The sequence below is a fragment of the Jiangella rhizosphaerae genome, assembly GCF_003579925.1.
Taxonomy (GTDB): Bacteria; Actinomycetota; Actinomycetes; order Jiangellales; family Jiangellaceae; genus Jiangella; species Jiangella rhizosphaerae.
In genome coordinates this window covers 36,612-50,518 of sequence record NZ_QUAL01000036.1, presented here as the reverse complement: position 1 = coordinate 50,518, position 13,907 = coordinate 36,612, and the positions used below count along the sequence as shown (strand labels likewise).

The 13,907-nt window shown below is 74.6% G+C and carries 12 protein-coding genes; 4 read left to right on the top strand and 8 right to left on the bottom strand.

Annotated features, from left to right (window positions below):
- Positions 1-95: 95 nt before the first annotated feature.
- From DY240_RS04175 to DY240_RS04150, 5 genes are all read right to left on the bottom strand, one after another.
- Entirely contained in the window at positions 96-1,007 is a 912-nt protein-coding gene (locus tag DY240_RS04175) for an NUDIX hydrolase (RefSeq protein WP_158602728.1), read from the bottom strand.
- Entirely contained in the window at positions 1,004-2,542 is a 1,539-nt protein-coding gene (locus tag DY240_RS31645) for a CYTH and CHAD domain-containing protein (RefSeq protein WP_158602727.1), read from the bottom strand. Before DY240_RS31645 ends, DY240_RS04175 begins: the two co-directional genes overlap by 4 nt.
- Positions 2,539-4,614 carry an RNA degradosome polyphosphate kinase gene (locus DY240_RS04160; RefSeq protein ID WP_199700803.1) on the bottom strand — a complete coding sequence of 692 codons (2,076 nt, stop codon included), beginning with the start codon at positions 4,612-4,614 and terminating at the stop codon, positions 2,539-2,541. Before DY240_RS04160 ends, DY240_RS31645 begins: the two co-directional genes overlap by 4 nt.
- A gap of 248 nt (positions 4,615-4,862) precedes the next feature.
- The gene (locus tag DY240_RS04155) at positions 4,863-5,507 is read right to left on the bottom strand and encodes a response regulator (protein ID WP_119658697.1); all 645 of its coding nucleotides are present in this window, start codon (positions 5,505-5,507) and stop codon (positions 4,863-4,865) included.
- A complete protein-coding gene (locus DY240_RS04150) occupies positions 5,495-6,757 on the bottom strand; it encodes a sensor histidine kinase (protein ID WP_119658696.1) in 1,263 nt (420 codons plus the stop codon). The genes DY240_RS04155 and DY240_RS04150 overlap by 13 nt, the downstream gene beginning before the upstream one ends.
- A 132-nt stretch (positions 6,758-6,889) precedes the next feature.
- Here DY240_RS04150 and DY240_RS04145 point away from each other — a divergent pair, with 132 nt between their 5' ends.
- Both DY240_RS04145 and DY240_RS04140 read left to right on the top strand, forming a co-directional pair.
- Positions 6,890-7,630: an ABC transporter ATP-binding protein gene (locus DY240_RS04145; protein WP_119658695.1), complete on the top strand. Its 741-nt coding sequence runs from the start codon at positions 6,890-6,892 to the stop codon at positions 7,628-7,630.
- A gap of 2 nt (positions 7,631-7,632) precedes the next feature.
- On the top strand, positions 7,633-10,176 hold the full coding sequence (locus tag DY240_RS04140) for an ABC transporter permease (protein ID WP_233552604.1): 2,544 nt from the start codon (positions 7,633-7,635) through the stop codon (positions 10,174-10,176).
- A 5-nt stretch (positions 10,177-10,181) separates the two neighbouring features.
- Here the strand turns inward: DY240_RS04140 and mshD are convergent, their stop codons facing one another.
- From mshD to DY240_RS04125, 3 genes are read right to left on the bottom strand one after another with little or no spacing between them, the layout of a single operon-like run.
- Positions 10,182-11,084, bottom strand: a complete 903-nt coding sequence (gene mshD / locus DY240_RS04135) for a mycothiol synthase (RefSeq protein ID WP_119658693.1) — start codon at positions 11,082-11,084, stop codon at positions 10,182-10,184.
- Between the two features lie 3 nt (positions 11,085-11,087).
- Entirely contained in the window at positions 11,088-11,858 is a 771-nt protein-coding gene (locus tag DY240_RS04130; protein ID WP_119658692.1) for an alpha/beta fold hydrolase, read from the bottom strand.
- Between the two features lie 16 nt (positions 11,859-11,874).
- The gene (locus DY240_RS04125) at positions 11,875-12,639 is read right to left on the bottom strand and encodes a response regulator transcription factor (protein WP_119658691.1); all 765 of its coding nucleotides are present in this window, start codon (positions 12,637-12,639) and stop codon (positions 11,875-11,877) included.
- Positions 12,640-12,731: 92 nt separating this feature from the next.
- Between DY240_RS04125 and DY240_RS04120 the strand changes: the two genes are divergently transcribed.
- Positions 12,732-13,571 (top strand): alpha/beta hydrolase, encoded by an 840-nt coding sequence (locus DY240_RS04120; RefSeq protein ID WP_199700801.1) that lies wholly within the window; start codon positions 12,732-12,734, stop codon positions 13,569-13,571.
- Positions 13,571-13,831, top strand: a complete 261-nt coding sequence (locus DY240_RS04115) for a MoaD/ThiS family protein (RefSeq protein WP_199700798.1) — start codon at positions 13,571-13,573, stop codon at positions 13,829-13,831. The genes DY240_RS04120 and DY240_RS04115 overlap by 1 nt, the downstream gene beginning before the upstream one ends.
- The last annotated feature ends 76 nt before the right edge of the window (positions 13,832-13,907 follow it).

The window sequence follows — 13,907 nt, the reverse complement described above, 5'->3', positions numbered from 1 at the left end:
CAAGCTCGCCCTCACCTACCGCGGAGGCATCGTGCTCGCCGCCGTCACCATCTGGCTACGCCAATAAGGAGACGCGCCCTAGTCGGTGCCCACCCCTAGGGTGGGGACCCACCCGGACGGGGCGGGGCGTGACGCTCCACCGCCACGACGCGTCCCTGTTCGTGGTGCAGCACGGCGAACGCCCCCGGCTCCAGGCCGTCGCCCGGCTCGACGCCGGCCGCCCCGAACAGCAGCGGCAGCACCGGGCGGTGCGAGCAGACGACGGCCGGGCCGCCGTGCAGCAGCGACCGGATGATCGCCTCGGCCGGATGGTGGTCGTGGCGCACCCGCAGGCTCTCCTCCGACAGGTGCGGCTCGAGCTCGACCACCAGACCCTGCTTGAGGGCGAACGCGCGCACGCTCTCGGCGCACCGGACGGAGTCGCTGGACAGCACCCGCCGCAGTCCGAGCGTCCCGAGCGCCTCGCCGAGCGGCTCGAGGACGGCGGTCCCCTCGTCGGCCAGCGGCCGCTCGATGTCCGGGCCGGACCACGCCGTCCGCGGCACCGCCTTGGCGTGCCGCAGCAGCACCAGGGGTGTGGTGCGCAGCGGGCCGCGCACCGCGGCACGGACGAGCTGGGCGTCGCGCTCGTAGGACAGCCGGCGGACCGCCTCGCCGGCCGGCAGGAACACGACCTCGTCGATCTCGCGGTCGGGCAGCCGCTCGGCGGCGTGCGGGTCGGCCTCGGCCAGCCAGTAGCGCACCGTCTTGAGCCGGCCCCCGGTGGTGTAGTACTGCGGCGGAAGCGGCCGGCCGAGCGTCACCCGGTGCCCGGTCTCCTCGAACACCTCGCGGACCGCGCAGACCAGGAGCGACTCGCCCGGTTCCAGCTTGCCCTTGGGCAGCGACCAGTCGTCGTACCGCGGGCGGTGCACCAGGCCGATCTCGACCCCGCCGTCCGGTGCGCCGGGCTGCTCGCGCCACACCACGGCCCCGGCGGCGAGTACGGGGTCGCGCCCGGCCCTCACGTCGGCATCCATCGACGCCACTTCGCCCGTCGCACGTGCCGCCAGGTGCCGGCGAACGCGGCGCGGGCGGCGTGCACGTGCGCGCGCTCGTTCGAGGCCAGCACGCCGAGCGCGAACGCGACGTCGGCGGAGGCGTGGTCGGTGTTGGCCAGGTCGCGGGCCTTCGCGGCGGCCAGGGCGGCGTCCTGGTGCTCGCCCAGGATGTCGGTGATCTTCTCGATCTGCTTGGCGAACGACTTGGCGTCGCCGCCGAGCACGGGCGCGACGGCCTCGGCGGCGTAGCGGGTGCGTTTGGCGGCCAGCCGGGCGGCATGCCACTCCTCGTCGGGCGAGGCGTCGGTGAGGTCGTCCGCCGCGGCGGCGAGCTTCGTCCAGGCCTTCTCGACCAGCCCCGGCAGTACGTCGCGGGCCGGCCGCTCGGCATCGGGCCGGGTCAGCGGCTTGGCCACGGCCCGCACCAGGCGGTCGTGCAGGGTGAGGTACCGCTCGTCGTCGAGCAGCGCGCCGACGCGGGCCCGCGCGTCGGTCACCGTGCCGCCCAGCACCTCGGCGAGCAGCTGCTTCACCTCGGTGGCCGGGAGGTCCGGCGGCAGGTCGGCGCAGTGGCGCTCCAGCCGCTCGCGCAGTACGTCGCCCTCGCGCAGCTCGCCGAGGGAGCGGGCGAACCAGGCCAGTTCGGCGCGCAGCTCCTCGGCCCAGGGCCGGTCCAGCAGCGGCCGGAACGTGCGCAGGCCGCTGCGCAGCCGGCGGGCGGCCACCCGCAGCTGGTGGACGGCCTCGGGGTCGGCCGGCTCGCGGCGGAAGGCGACGTCGGCGGCACGCAACGCCCGCACGTGTCGAGCCAGGTACGCGACCAGCGTGTCGTGGGCCGGGTCCTTCGGCCGGGGCACCGGCAGCTCGGGCACCTCCGGCGGCGCCGCGGCATTGGGGCCGAGCGCGCGGACCACCTTCGCGACGAACTCGCCGCCGACGGCGCCGGCGTCGGTCAGTGCCGCCGCCACCGTCGCGATCAGCGGGCCGCCGTGCCGCTCCTCCAGTTCCAGCTCGCGGAACCGGGCCGCGACCGCGCCGTCGGCGCCGACCACGTGGACGGTGTCGTCGACCAGCTCGCCGGCGTCGTCGCCGCCGGACCGGATCACCTGGCGGGCCCGGGTGGTGCGCAGCGTCGAGACCAGCCGCAGGGGCGCCGTCCGCGTGATCACCCGCACCAACGCGGCCAGCTCGGGCGGCGGCGCGTCGCCGGCCTCCAACGGCAGCCGCAGCTCGTCGCGGGCGCCGGCGCCGGCGGCCGGCAGCTTCAGGTGCCAGCCCTCGTCGTCGCCGCTGCGCCGGCGCAGCGTGATGCCTTCGCGGGCGAGTCGCAGGTCGGCGGTGTCGTAGTACGCCGACTCCAGTTCGGCCGTGCCGAGGTCGTCGACGGCGGACACCCCGGGCAGGGTGGAGAGATCGGGAATGCGGAACAGTCCGTGCACGCGGAACTTCTGCTCGACCTCACGGGCGGTGTGTGGTCGGGCGGCCTGCTCCGCACGGCTCACGTGGTGGACCTCCGACGCTGCTTGCGTTCGATGAGGACCCGTTGCATGTCCGCCAGCGGCTCGCCGTCGGGCCCGGTGTTCACCCGGTCCCAGGTGCCGTCGGGGCGCAGGTGCCAGGACGCGGTGCCGGGGTCGAAGGCGAGGTCGAACAGGCCCTCCGCCTCCTGCCTGTGCTCCGGCCGGCTCAGCCGGACCAGCGCCTCGACCCGGCGGTCGAGGTTGCGGTGCATGAGGTCGCCGGAGCCGATCCAGTGCTCGGCGTCGCCGCCGTTCTCGAAGGAGTAGATGCGCGAGTGCTCGAGGAACCGGCCCAGGATGCTGCGTACCCGCACGTTCTCGGACAGGCCCGGGACGCCGGCGCGGATGCTGCAGATGCCGCGCACCCAGATGTCGACGGGCACACCGGCGGCCGACGCCTCGTACAGCGCGTCGATGACGGCCTCGTCGACGATGCTGTTCATCTTGAACCGGATGCGCGCCGGGCGGCCGGCTCGGTGATGCTCGATCTCGCGTTCGATGCGCTCGATGATGCCGCTGCGCAGCGAGTGCGGCGCCACCAGCAGCCGCTTGTAGTCGGACTCCAGCGAGTAGCCGGACAGCGTGTTGAACAGGTGGTTGAGGTCCTCGGCGACGTCCGGGTCGGCGGTGAGCAGGCCCATGTCCTCGTAGATGCGGGCCGTGCGCGGGTGGTAGTTGCCGGTGCCGATGTGGCTGTAGCGCTGGATGCCGCCGGCTTCGTCGCGGACGACGAGGCAGAGCTTGCAGTGCGTCTTCAGCCCGACCAGGCCGTAGACGACGTGAACGCCGGCCTGCTCCAGCTTGCGCGCCCAGGTGATGTTGGCCTGCTCGTCGAACCGCGCCTTGATCTCGACGACGGCGAGCACCTGCTTGCCCGCCTCGGCGGCGTCGATGAGCGCGTCGACGATGGGGGAGTCGCCGCTGGTGCGGTAGAGCGTCTGCTTGATGGCCAGCACCCGGGGGTCGGCCGCGGCCTGCTCGACGAAGCGCTGCACGCTGGTCGAGAACGAGTCGTACGGGTGGTGCACCAGCACGTCGGCCTTGGAGATGGCGGCGAACATGTCCGCCGGCGAGGCGGACTCGACGTCGCGCAGGTCGCGGTGGGTGGCCGGCAGGAACGGCCGGTACCGCAACTCGGCGCGGTCGAGGTCGGCGATGGCGTTGAGGCCGGTGAGGTCGAGCGGGCCGGGCAGCATGAACGTCTCGCCGTCGCTGACGCCCAGCTCGCGCTGGAGCAGGTCGAGCACGTGCGGGTCGACGGTCTCCTCGACCTCGAGCCGGACCGCCGGACCGAACCGCCGCCGCATGAGCTCGCGCTCCATGGCGGTCAGCAGGTTCTCGGCGTCGTCCTCCTCGACCTCGACGTCCTCGTTGCGGGTGACCCGGAACGTGTGGTGCTGCAGCACCTCCATGCCGGGGAACAGCTGCGACAGGTGCGCGGCGATGACGTCCTCGAGCGGCACGAACCGCTGCTCGGCGACCGGCAGGAAGCGCGGGAAGTTCGGCGGCACCTTGACCCGGGCGAAGTGCTCGGTGGCGTTGCGCGGGTTGCGCACGACGACGGCGAGGTTCAGCGACAGCCCGGAGATGTAGGGGAACGGGTGCGCGGGGTCGACCGCCAGCGGCGTCAGCACCGGGAAGATCCGCTCGCTGAACAGCCGCCGCAGCCGCACGTGTTCGGCGTCGTCGAGATCGTCCCACCGAGCGATGTCGATGCCCTCCTTGACCAGCGCCGGCAGCACGTCGCTGCGGAAGCACTTGGTCTGCCTGGCCGCCAGCTCCCTGGTGCGGTCGAGCGTGCGCTCGAGCACCTCGCGCGGCATCATGCCGCTGACCGACGGGACCGCGACGCCGGCCGCGATGCGCCGCTTCAGGCCGGCCACGCGGATCATGTAGAACTCGTCGAGGTTGCTGGAGAAGATGGCCAGGAACCGGGCCCGTTCCAGCAGCGGCAGGTCGGGATCCTCGGCCAGCTCGAGGACCCGGGTGTTGAAGGCGAGCCAGGACAACTCGCGGTCGAGGTAGCGCTCTTCCGGCTTCGTCGGCTCCGCCATGTGCCCATGCTGACACGCGCGGGTGAACACTGGGTAGCACGGGACGGGCCTGCGGTTCCGGTCTCCGCGGCCGGAGTGCGCGTCGCGCGTCGTGACCGCCCGGCCGACGGTGCGCGGTGCCGGATGGCGGGCGCCGTCGCCGGGCGGGGCCATCACCAGGATCACCCGAGCCTCGACACGATCGCAGGCGTAGTGCGACACGAAATTTCGTGGTGAACGTGATCATCTGCGGCCGGGCTGGCCGCTCGTCAGGACCGCAGGTAGGCCAGCACGGCGAGGACGCGGCGGTGGCCGGCGTCGCCCTGGGCGAGGCCGAGCTTGGCGAAGATGTTGCGGATGTGCTTGCTGACGGCGGTCTCGGTGACCACGAGCCGCTCGGCGATGTCGGGGTTGGCCAGGCCCTCGGCCATCAGCGCCAGCACCTCGCGCTCGCGCGGCGTCAGCGTGCGGACCGGGTCGTCCGCGCGGCGCCGGACCATGAGCTGCGAGACGACCTCGGGGTCCATGACGGTGCCGCCGGCGACGACGCGGTGCAGGGCGTCGAGGAACTGCTCGACCTTGCCGACCCGCTCCTTGAGCAGGTAGCCGACGCCGTCGGCGCCGCCGGCCAGCAGTTCGGTGGCGTAGCTGTCCTCGACGTAGGCGGACAGCACCAGCACGGGCAGGCCGGGCCGCTCGCGCCGGGCGGCGGCGGCCGCGGCGATGCCCTCGTCGGTGAAGCCGGGCGGCAGCCGGACGTCGACGACGGCGGCGTCGGGCCGCTCGGCGGCCACCGCGGCGAGGAAGTCGTCGGCGTTGTCGACGGCGGCGGCCACCTCGATGCCCTCGCTGGCCAGCAGCAGCACCAGACCCTCGCGCAGCAGGGTGTCGTCCTCGGCGATCACGACGCGCACGGGATCACCGCCCGCACGACCGTCGGCCCGCCGGGCGGGCTGGTCACGTCGGTGTGGCCGTCGAACGCGGCGACCCGGCGACGGATGCCGGCCAGCCCGCTGCCCCCGGACTCGTCGGCGCCGCCGTGGCCGTCGTCGCGGACCTCGATCACCAGCGCCTCCTCGTCACCCGGCTCGGCCGGCGGCCGCAGCGTCACCGTCACCCCGGCGTGGTCGGCGCCGCTGTGCTTGGCGGTGTTGGTCAGCGCCTCGGCGACGACGAAGTACGCGGCGGCCTCGAGCGCGGCGGGCAGCCGCCGCAGCCCATCGACACGGAGCGTGCACGGTACCGCGCAGCGGGCGGCCAGCGCGGCCAGGGCGCCGTCGAGACCGCGCTCGGCCAGCACCGGCGGGTAGATGCTGCGGACGACGTCGCGCAGCTCGCTCAGCGCGTCGGCGGCCTGGTCCTGCGCCTTGAGCAGCAGCGGCAGCGCGGACGCCGGGTCGCGGCGTAGGGCCCGCTCGGCGATGCCCAGGTGCATGATGACGCCGACCAGCCGGTTCTGGGTGCCGTCGTGCAGGTCGCGCTCGATGCGCCGCAGCTCCGCGCCGTGCGCCTCCAGCGCGGCCGCGCGGGTCGCGGTCAGCTCGGTGACCCGCTCGCTGAGCCGGGCGTCCTTCGTCGGCGCCAGCAGCCGGGCCGCGGCCCCGGCCTGCCACCGGGCCAGCAGCGGCACGAGGACCAGCGTCAGCACCAGCCAGCCCAGGCCGAGCGGCAGCATGCCGAGCGCCCCGAGCCAGGACGTCACCGGGTACGGCGACTGGACCGGCTCGTCCGAGGGCACGGCCCACCAGTACACCGGCACCACGGCGGCATTGACGACGCTGAGCGGCAGCAGGATCGCCAGGAAGCCGGCGACCAGGCCGGTGAGGCCGTGGACCAGCAGCCACGCGAGGTCGCGGCGGGTGGCCGGCTCGGCCAGCAGGGCGCGGGTGGGGATCGCCGGGTCGTCCGGGATCGGCGGGGGGTACGGCGCGGGGACCGGGCGGCCGGTCCAGGCCGCGACCCTGCGGCGCTCGTCCCCGGCCCAGCGGCGCACGGCGCGCACGGTCGACGGGATGGCCGGCCAGCCGACCCCGATCAGGGTGAACGCGGCCACCAGCAGCACCCGGATCAGCAGGACCAGCGCCACCGCCGAACTCACGAGGCCGCGCAGCAGGAACGGCAGCGCCCGCCGGGTCGCCCCGGCCGCCACCCGCACCCTGCCCATGTCCCCAGCATGCCCGAGCGACCCCCGCTGAGTCGGTATACCCAGCACCACCATCGATCGGGGCGCCAGCCGGATCGTCACCCCCGTGCCCGCTCAATAGCGTCGTGACCAGGTCCTACAGGGAGGAACGACGTGCACACCAGGACGGCACCGGCGGTCCGGCTCGACGCCGTGACCAAGGTCTACGGCAGCGGCGAGAACCGGGTGACGGCGCTGCGCGAGGTCGGCGTCGACCTCGCCACCGGCACCTTCACGGCGATCATGGGCCCGTCCGGCTCCGGCAAGAGCACGTTCCTGCAGTGCGCCGCCGGGCTGGACCGGCCGACGTCGGGCTCGGTCCGGCTCGGCGACACCGAACTGTCCGCGCTCTCCGACGACGAGCTGACCGTGGTCCGGCGCGACCGCATCGGCTTCGTCTTCCAGGCCTACAACCTGCTGTCCTCGCTGACCGTCGAGGACAACGTGTGGCTGCCACTGCGGCTGGCCGGTCGCGACATCGACCGCGACCGGATCGCCCGGGTGGCCGGGTCGGTCGGCCTGGGCGAGCACCTGCAGCGCCGTCCGGCGCAGCTCTCCGGCGGCCAGCAGCAGCGCGTGGCGATCGCCCGGGCGCTGGTCACGCGGCCCGACGCGGTGTTCGCCGACGAGCCCACCGGCGCCCTCGACACCAGGACCGGCCGGCAGGTGCTCGAACTGCTGCGCCGCGTCGTCGACGACAGCGGCCAGACGGTGATCATGGTGACGCACGACCCGGTCGCGGCGTCGTTCGCCGACCGCGTGCTGTTCCTGGCCGACGGCCGGCTCACCAGCGTCATGGAGACGCCGACGGCCGAGCGGGTCGCCGAGCGCATGACGAAGCTCGGGGCGTGGTGACCATGCGCGATCTGGCCCGCAAGACGATGCACGGCCGCAAGGCCGGATCGGCCGGCGCGTTCCTCGCCGTGCTGCTCGCCTCGACGCTGGTGACGGCGCTTGCCGTGCTGGTGGAGTCGGGCGTCCGCGGCGGCCTGCCGCCGCAGCGCTACGCCGGCGCCGACGTCGTCGTCAGCGGCGTCCAGGCGTTGCCCGTCGTCGAGGACACCGACCTGGGGCTGTCCGAACGGGTCCGGCTGCCGGCCGACGTGGTCGACGCGGTCGCGGACGTGCCGGGCGTGGCCGAGGCGGCCGGGGACGTCAGGGTCCCGCTGAGCGTGGTGGCCGGCGGCGCCGTCGCGGAGACCGAGCGGCCGGTGGCCGGGCACGGCTGGTCGGCGGCGGCGCTGACGCCGTTCGCGGTCGCCGACGGCGGCGCGGCGCCGGCGCGCGACGACGAGGTGGCGGTGGAGGACGACCTCGCGTCCGCCCTGGACGTCGTCGCCGGCGACCGCATCGAACTGGCCGTCGGCGGCGTCGCGTCGGAGTACACGGTGACCGGCGTGGTGTCGCGGCCGGACGGCGACGCCCGGGAGTCCGCGGTGTTCCTGACCGACGACGCCGTGGCCGCGCTGGCCGGCGTGGACGAGTCCGCCCGCTGGGACGCGATCGGCGTGGTCGCGGCCGACGGCGAGTCCGCGGATGGCCTGGCCGAGCGGATCGCCGACGCCGTGCCGGAGGTGCGCACGTCCACCGGCGACGCCCGCGGCCACGTCGAGTTCTTCGACATCGGCCGGGCCCGCGTCGAGCTGACGGTCATGGCGGCGTCACTGGGCGGCACGACGGTGCTGATCGCGATGTTCGTCGTGGCCGGCACGATGGCGCTGTCGATCCAGCAGCGGCGGCGCGAGTTCGCCCTGCTGCGCGCCGTCGGCGCGACGCGCAGGCAGGTCCGGCGGCTGGTCGGCGCCGAGGTCATGCTGCTCGCGACGTCCGCCGCCGTCATCGGCGCGGTGCCCGGCTACCTGCTGGCGCTCGTCCTGGGCCGGGCCTTCGCCGGTTCCGGGCTGCTGCCGGAGGACTTCCAGCTGGCCATGAGCCCGGTGCCGGGGCTCGCGGCGGTCGTGTTGTGCCTGGTCACGGCCCGGCTGGCGGGGTGGGTGGCGGCCCGGCGGCCGTCGCGGCTGAACCCCGTCGAGGCCCTGGGGGAGAGCGCCGTCGAGAAGTCGCGGCTGGGCGCCGGACGGGTCGTCACCGGCCTGGTGCTGCTCCTGCTCGGGGTGGCGGCGTCCGGCATCCCGCTGCTGGTGCCCGGCATGGTGGGCGTGGCGGGTGCGGCCGGCGGCGTGCTCCTGCTGGCCATCGGCGTGGCGCTGCTCGGGCCGCGGCTGCTGGGCGCGGCGGCCGGCCTGCTGGGCGGGCCGGTGCGACGGCTGTCGCCGGTGCACGGCTACCTGGCGACGGCGAACATGCGGGCCAACTCGCGCCGGCTGGCCGCGGCCGTCACCCCGATCGTGCTCGCCGTCGCGTTCGTCTCCTTCCAGCTGTTCAGCCAGAGCACGCTGGCCGCCGCGGCCGGCCGGCAGACCGTCGACGGCGTCGTGGCGGACCACGTGGTGACGGGGCAGGACGGCGGCGTCGCCCCGGCCGTGACCGACGAGCTGCGGCGGGAGCTGGACGACGACACGACGGTGACGCCGGTCGTGCACAGCCGGATCGTCGCCCGCTACTCCGAACTCGGCGAGCCGACCATGGAGACGTTCCCCGCCCAGGGCCTGGACCCGGACGGGCTGGAGCACACCCTGGACCTGGAGGTGCGCGAAGGCGACCTCGGCGACCTGCGCGACGGCACGGTGGCGTTGAGCCGCACCGCCGCGGCCACGTTCGGCGCGTCGGTCGGCGAGACCGTCGACCTCGTGCTGGGCGACGGCACCGAGATCGAGCCGACCGTGGTCGCCGTCTACGGCCGCGGCCTGGGCTTCGGCGACGTCACGCTGCCGCACGACCAGCTGGCGGCGCACACGACCACCGGGCTGGACAGCTGGGTGCTGGTCGGCGGTGGCGACGCCGATGCCGCCGGCGACGCCGTCGCTCGGGTGACCGGCGACCACCCGGGGCTGGTCGCCGCGACCGGCGCCGACCTGACCGCGGCCGGCTCGGCCGAGCGGGCCGCGGAGTCGTCCACCAGCCTGGTCGCGATCCTCGCGCTGCTCGCCTACCTCGCGGTGTCGGTGGTGAACACGCTGGTCATGGCGACGGCCGAGCGGACCCGCGAGTTCGCGCTGCTGCGGCTGGCCGGGGCCGGCCGGCGGCACGTGCTGGCGATGATGCGGGTCGAGGCGGCGGTGATCGTCGCGGTGTCGGTCGTGGTCGGGCTGCTGGTCGCGTTGCCGCCGCTGGTCGGCGTCAGCGTCGGGCTGACCGAGTCGCCGCTGCCGTCGGTCTCGCCGGCCGGGTTCGCCGGGATCGTGCTGGTGACCGCGCTGCTGGGGTTCCTGGCCATCGGCGTTCCCGCTCGTGCGGCCCTGCGGCTGCGCCCCGTCGACGCGATCGGCCTGCGCGAGTGAGCCGGTCAGCCGGCGCGGCGGTAGGCGACGTCGACCGCGTGGCGGGTGAAGCCCTCGCGCTCGTAGAGGCGGACGGCGGCGGTGTTGTCGCCCTCGACGTAGAGGGTGACGGTGCGCACGCCGGCGACGTCGGCCAGGTACCGCAGCCCGGCGACGGTCAGCGCGCCGCCCAGCCCGCGGCCGTGCGCCTCGGGCGCGACGCCCAGCACGTAGACCTCGCCGATCGGCTCGTCCACCCCGCCGAGGCCCGGGTTCGGGTCGTGCGGGTGCACCTTGGTCCAGTGGAAGCCGAGCAGGCGGTCGTCGGCGTCGACGGCGAGCAGGAAGCCGGCCGGGTCGAAGCCGGGCGAGGTCTCGGCGGACCGGATGTCGTCGAGCGTCTGGCCGCCCTGCTCGGGGTGCCAGGCGAACGCCGCGTTGTTGACCTCGAGCCAGGTGGCCTCGTCGCGGCCGGGTTGGAACGCCCGCAGCCGGACGCCGTCGGGCAGCCGCGGCTCCGGCAGCGACCCGGGCGCCACCCGGCGACGCAGCTGGAGCAGTTCGCGGGCCCGCTCGAGGCCGTACCGGCGGGCCAGCGCGACGGCGCCCGGGTGGTCGCCGTGCGACCACAGCCACAGCTCGCCGGTGAGGAAGTCGAGCAGGTCGGCGAGCAGCGTGCCGCCCAGCCCCTGCCGGCGGTACTCGGGGTCGACGACGAGCTCGGCGGCCAGCCGGTCGCCCTGCGGGGCCGCGTACGCCGCGCCGACGAGGCGGTCGCCGGCGCGAGCGCCCAGCGCGGCCGCCGTCGTCCCGGACCCGACGGCGGGGAACAGGTCGTCGGAGAACGGGGCGACGCCGTCGGCCGCCCGGGCCCGCTCGGCCAGCGCCGTGATCTCGGTGACCTCCGCCGCCGTGAACGTCGTCGCCATGGCTCAGCCGGCCGCGGGCGCCCGCCGGACCGGCGCGACGGTCGGTACTGGGTTCTTCGTCAGGAAGTCGAGCACCAGCGCGTTCACCAGGTCGGGCTTCTCCTGCGTGAGAAAGTGTGACGTTCCCGGAACGACCGCCAGCTCGGCGTTCGGCATGGCGTCGTACATCTGGACCATGTGCGGCAGCGTGACGATGTCGTCGTCGGCGACCATGAGCAGCGTGCGGTGAGCGACGTTCGCCACGTCGGCCGGCGCGAGGGGCTCGCGCTTCGCCAGCTCGCCCATCTTGGTGGCCACCACGCGGAAGTGCTCGGCGCCGTCGGGCGACACCTCGGCGTAGGACGGGCCGAGGAACTGCTCGAGCAGGTCGACGTCCCACGGCGCGTCGGGCACCGCCTCGCCCTCCTTGCTGAACCCGCCGCTGATCAGCACCAGCCGGTTCACCAGCTCGGGTCGTCGCAGCGCGACCTGCAGCCACACGAACGCGCCGACGCTGTGCCCCAGCACGTCGGCCGGGCCGTCGACGACCTGCTCGAGGAACGTGATCATGTCGTCGGTGAAGGCCTCGAACGTCAGCGGGCCCTCGACGTCGGCGGTGTGGCCGTGCGCGCGAAGGTCGGGCGTGTAGACGGTGAACCGCTCGGCCAGCGGGCCGACGTTGGGCTCGAACCAGCGCGCGTCGACCATGCCGCCGTGCAGCAGCACCAGCGGGTCGCCGGCGCCGTAGCGCTCGTACCAGGTGCGCGCCGGACCGGCGGTGACGTAGTCGGCCATGGGCCGACCCTACCGGTCAGTCGGCGAGCGTGATGCTGACGTCGCTCCGCTCGGCGAGCGGAGCCTCGTCAGGGAGCGGGACGCCGGCCGTCGGGCGACCCGAGCGGCCCTGCTGAGGAGGGACGAACCGGTAGCCGACGTTGCGCACCGTGCCGATGAGCGACTCGTGGTCGGCGCCGAGCTTGGCGCGCAGCCGCCGCACATGGACGTCGACCGTGCGGGTACCACCGAAGTAGTCGTAGCCCCACACCTCTTGGAGGAGCTGAGCGCGGGTGAACACGCGGCCGGGATGCTGAGCGAGGAACTTGAGCAGCTCGAACTCCTTGTACGTGAGGTCGAGCGTGCGCCGGGCCACCTTCGCGGTGTAGGTGGCCTCGTCGATGACGAGGTCGCCGGAGCGGATCTCGTCGGGGGCGTCGTCGCCGGCCGCGGCCAGCCGGCCCTGCGCGAGCCGCAGCCGCGCCTCGACCTCGGCCGGTCCGGCGGAGTCGAGCAGGACGTCGTCGATGCCCCACTCGGCGGTGACGGCGGCCAGCCCGCCCTCGGTGACGATGGCCATCAGCGGGACGTCGACGCCGGTGGTGCGGATGAGCCGGGTGAGGCCGCGCGCCTGGGAGAGGTCGCGGCGGGCGTCGACGGCGACGACGTCACCGGTGGGCGCGTCGACCAGCGCGGAGGCCTCCGCCGGGAGCACCCGGACGTCGTGCAGCAGGAATCCGAGAGCCGGCAGCACCTCGGCCGAGGGCTGCAGGGAGTTGGTCAGCAGGACGATGGTTGCCATGTCGCGACCTCCATTCGGCCGGGGGCCGGTGAACGCAGAAGGGACCTGCAGGCGTCGTCGCCCAGGTCCCTTGGTGAGAGAGAATAGCTGATATGCCGGACCTCCACATTTCCGGGGCGGTCACCGCACCCCGACCGGACGCACGCCCGCAACGTTCCGGACACTCGCGCCGCCTGCAGGCGGCCGACGGGACGCTGCTGCACGCCCGGTACTTCCCACGGCGCGACGGGCGCACGGGCGACCTCGCCGTCGTGGTCGCGCACGGCTTCACGCAGAGCTCGCGCAGCCCGCAGATGAAGCGCATCGCGAGCTGGCTGAGCGAGCACGCGTCGGTGGTCCTGCTCGACCTGCGCGGGCACGGCCGGTCGCGCGGGCACTCGACGCTGGGCTGGCGCGAGGTGCTCGACATGGACGCGGCGGTGAACTGGGCCCACGCCCTGGGTTACCGCCGGGTCGCGACGCTCGGCTTCTCGCTGGGCTCGGCGGTCGCCATCCGCCACGGTGCGCTGCACCGCGGCGTCGGCGCGGTGGCCGCCGTCAGCGTCCCGGGCGAGTGGTTCTACCGCGGCACCGCCGCCATGCGGACACTGCTGCGGCTCATCCTCACCAAGCCCGGCCGCATGCTGCTGCGGCTGCTGCGCCGCACCCGGGTCTCGCCGGCCGGCTGGTCCACGCCCGACCCCATCGACGCGCGGGCGGCGGCCGCCGAGCTCGACGTGCCGCTGCTGGTGGTGCACGGCGACAAGGACGACTACTTCCCGGTGCACCACGCCTGGCAGGTGCACGCGGCGGCGCCCGTCGCCACCCTCTGGCTGGAGCGCGGCTTCGGGCACGCCGAGGCCGGAGCCACCGAGTCGCTGGTGACCCGCATCGGCGCCTGGCTCGACGAGCACACCGTCGCCGCCGAGCCGGTGCGGGGCATGATGTCCTGATGGCGAAGGTGACGCTGCGGTACTGGGCGGCCATCCGCGCGGCGGCCGGCATCCCCGAGGAGGTCGTCGACGCCGGCACGCTCGCCGAGGCGCTGGCGGCTGCCCGCACGGCGCACCGCGACAACCCGCGCTTCGCCGCGGTCCTCGACATCTGCGCCGTCGTCGTCGACGGCACCCCGGCCGGGTCCCGCGACCCCGCTGCCGTCGTCCTGCACGAGGGGTCGGCGATCGAGTTGCTCCCGCCCTTCGCCGGCGGCTGACGACCGCGAACGCCCCCGTCCCGACTCCCTGGCCGCGCCGAAGTCGATCTTGGAGTTGTTCGGCCATCTACCGGAC

What these genes read in the sequence shown, in the direction of transcription:
- DY240_RS04160 (WP_199700803.1), bottom strand. Translation starts at nt 4,614, where the DNA reads ATGGCGGAGCCGACGAAGCCGGAAGAGCGCTACCTCGACCGCGAGTTG.
- DY240_RS04150 (WP_119658696.1), bottom strand. Translation starts at nt 6,757, where the DNA reads ATGGGCAGGGTGCGGGTGGCGGCCGGGGCGACCCGGCGGGCGCTGCCG.
- DY240_RS04140 (WP_233552604.1), top strand. Translation starts at nt 7,633, where the DNA reads ATGCGCGATCTGGCCCGCAAGACGATGCACGGCCGCAAGGCCGGATCG.
- mshD (WP_119658693.1), bottom strand. Translation starts at nt 11,084, where the DNA reads ATGGCGACGACGTTCACGGCGGCGGAGGTCACCGAGATCACGGCGCTG.
- DY240_RS04130 (WP_119658692.1), bottom strand. Translation starts at nt 11,858, where the DNA reads ATGGCCGACTACGTCACCGCCGGTCCGGCGCGCACCTGGTACGAGCGC.
- DY240_RS04125 (WP_119658691.1), bottom strand. Translation starts at nt 12,639, where the DNA reads ATGGCAACCATCGTCCTGCTGACCAACTCCCTGCAGCCCTCGGCCGAG.
- DY240_RS04120 (WP_199700801.1), top strand. Translation starts at nt 12,732, where the DNA reads ATGCCGGACCTCCACATTTCCGGGGCGGTCACCGCACCCCGACCGGAC.
- DY240_RS04115 (WP_199700798.1), top strand. Translation starts at nt 13,571, where the DNA reads ATGGCGAAGGTGACGCTGCGGTACTGGGCGGCCATCCGCGCGGCGGCC.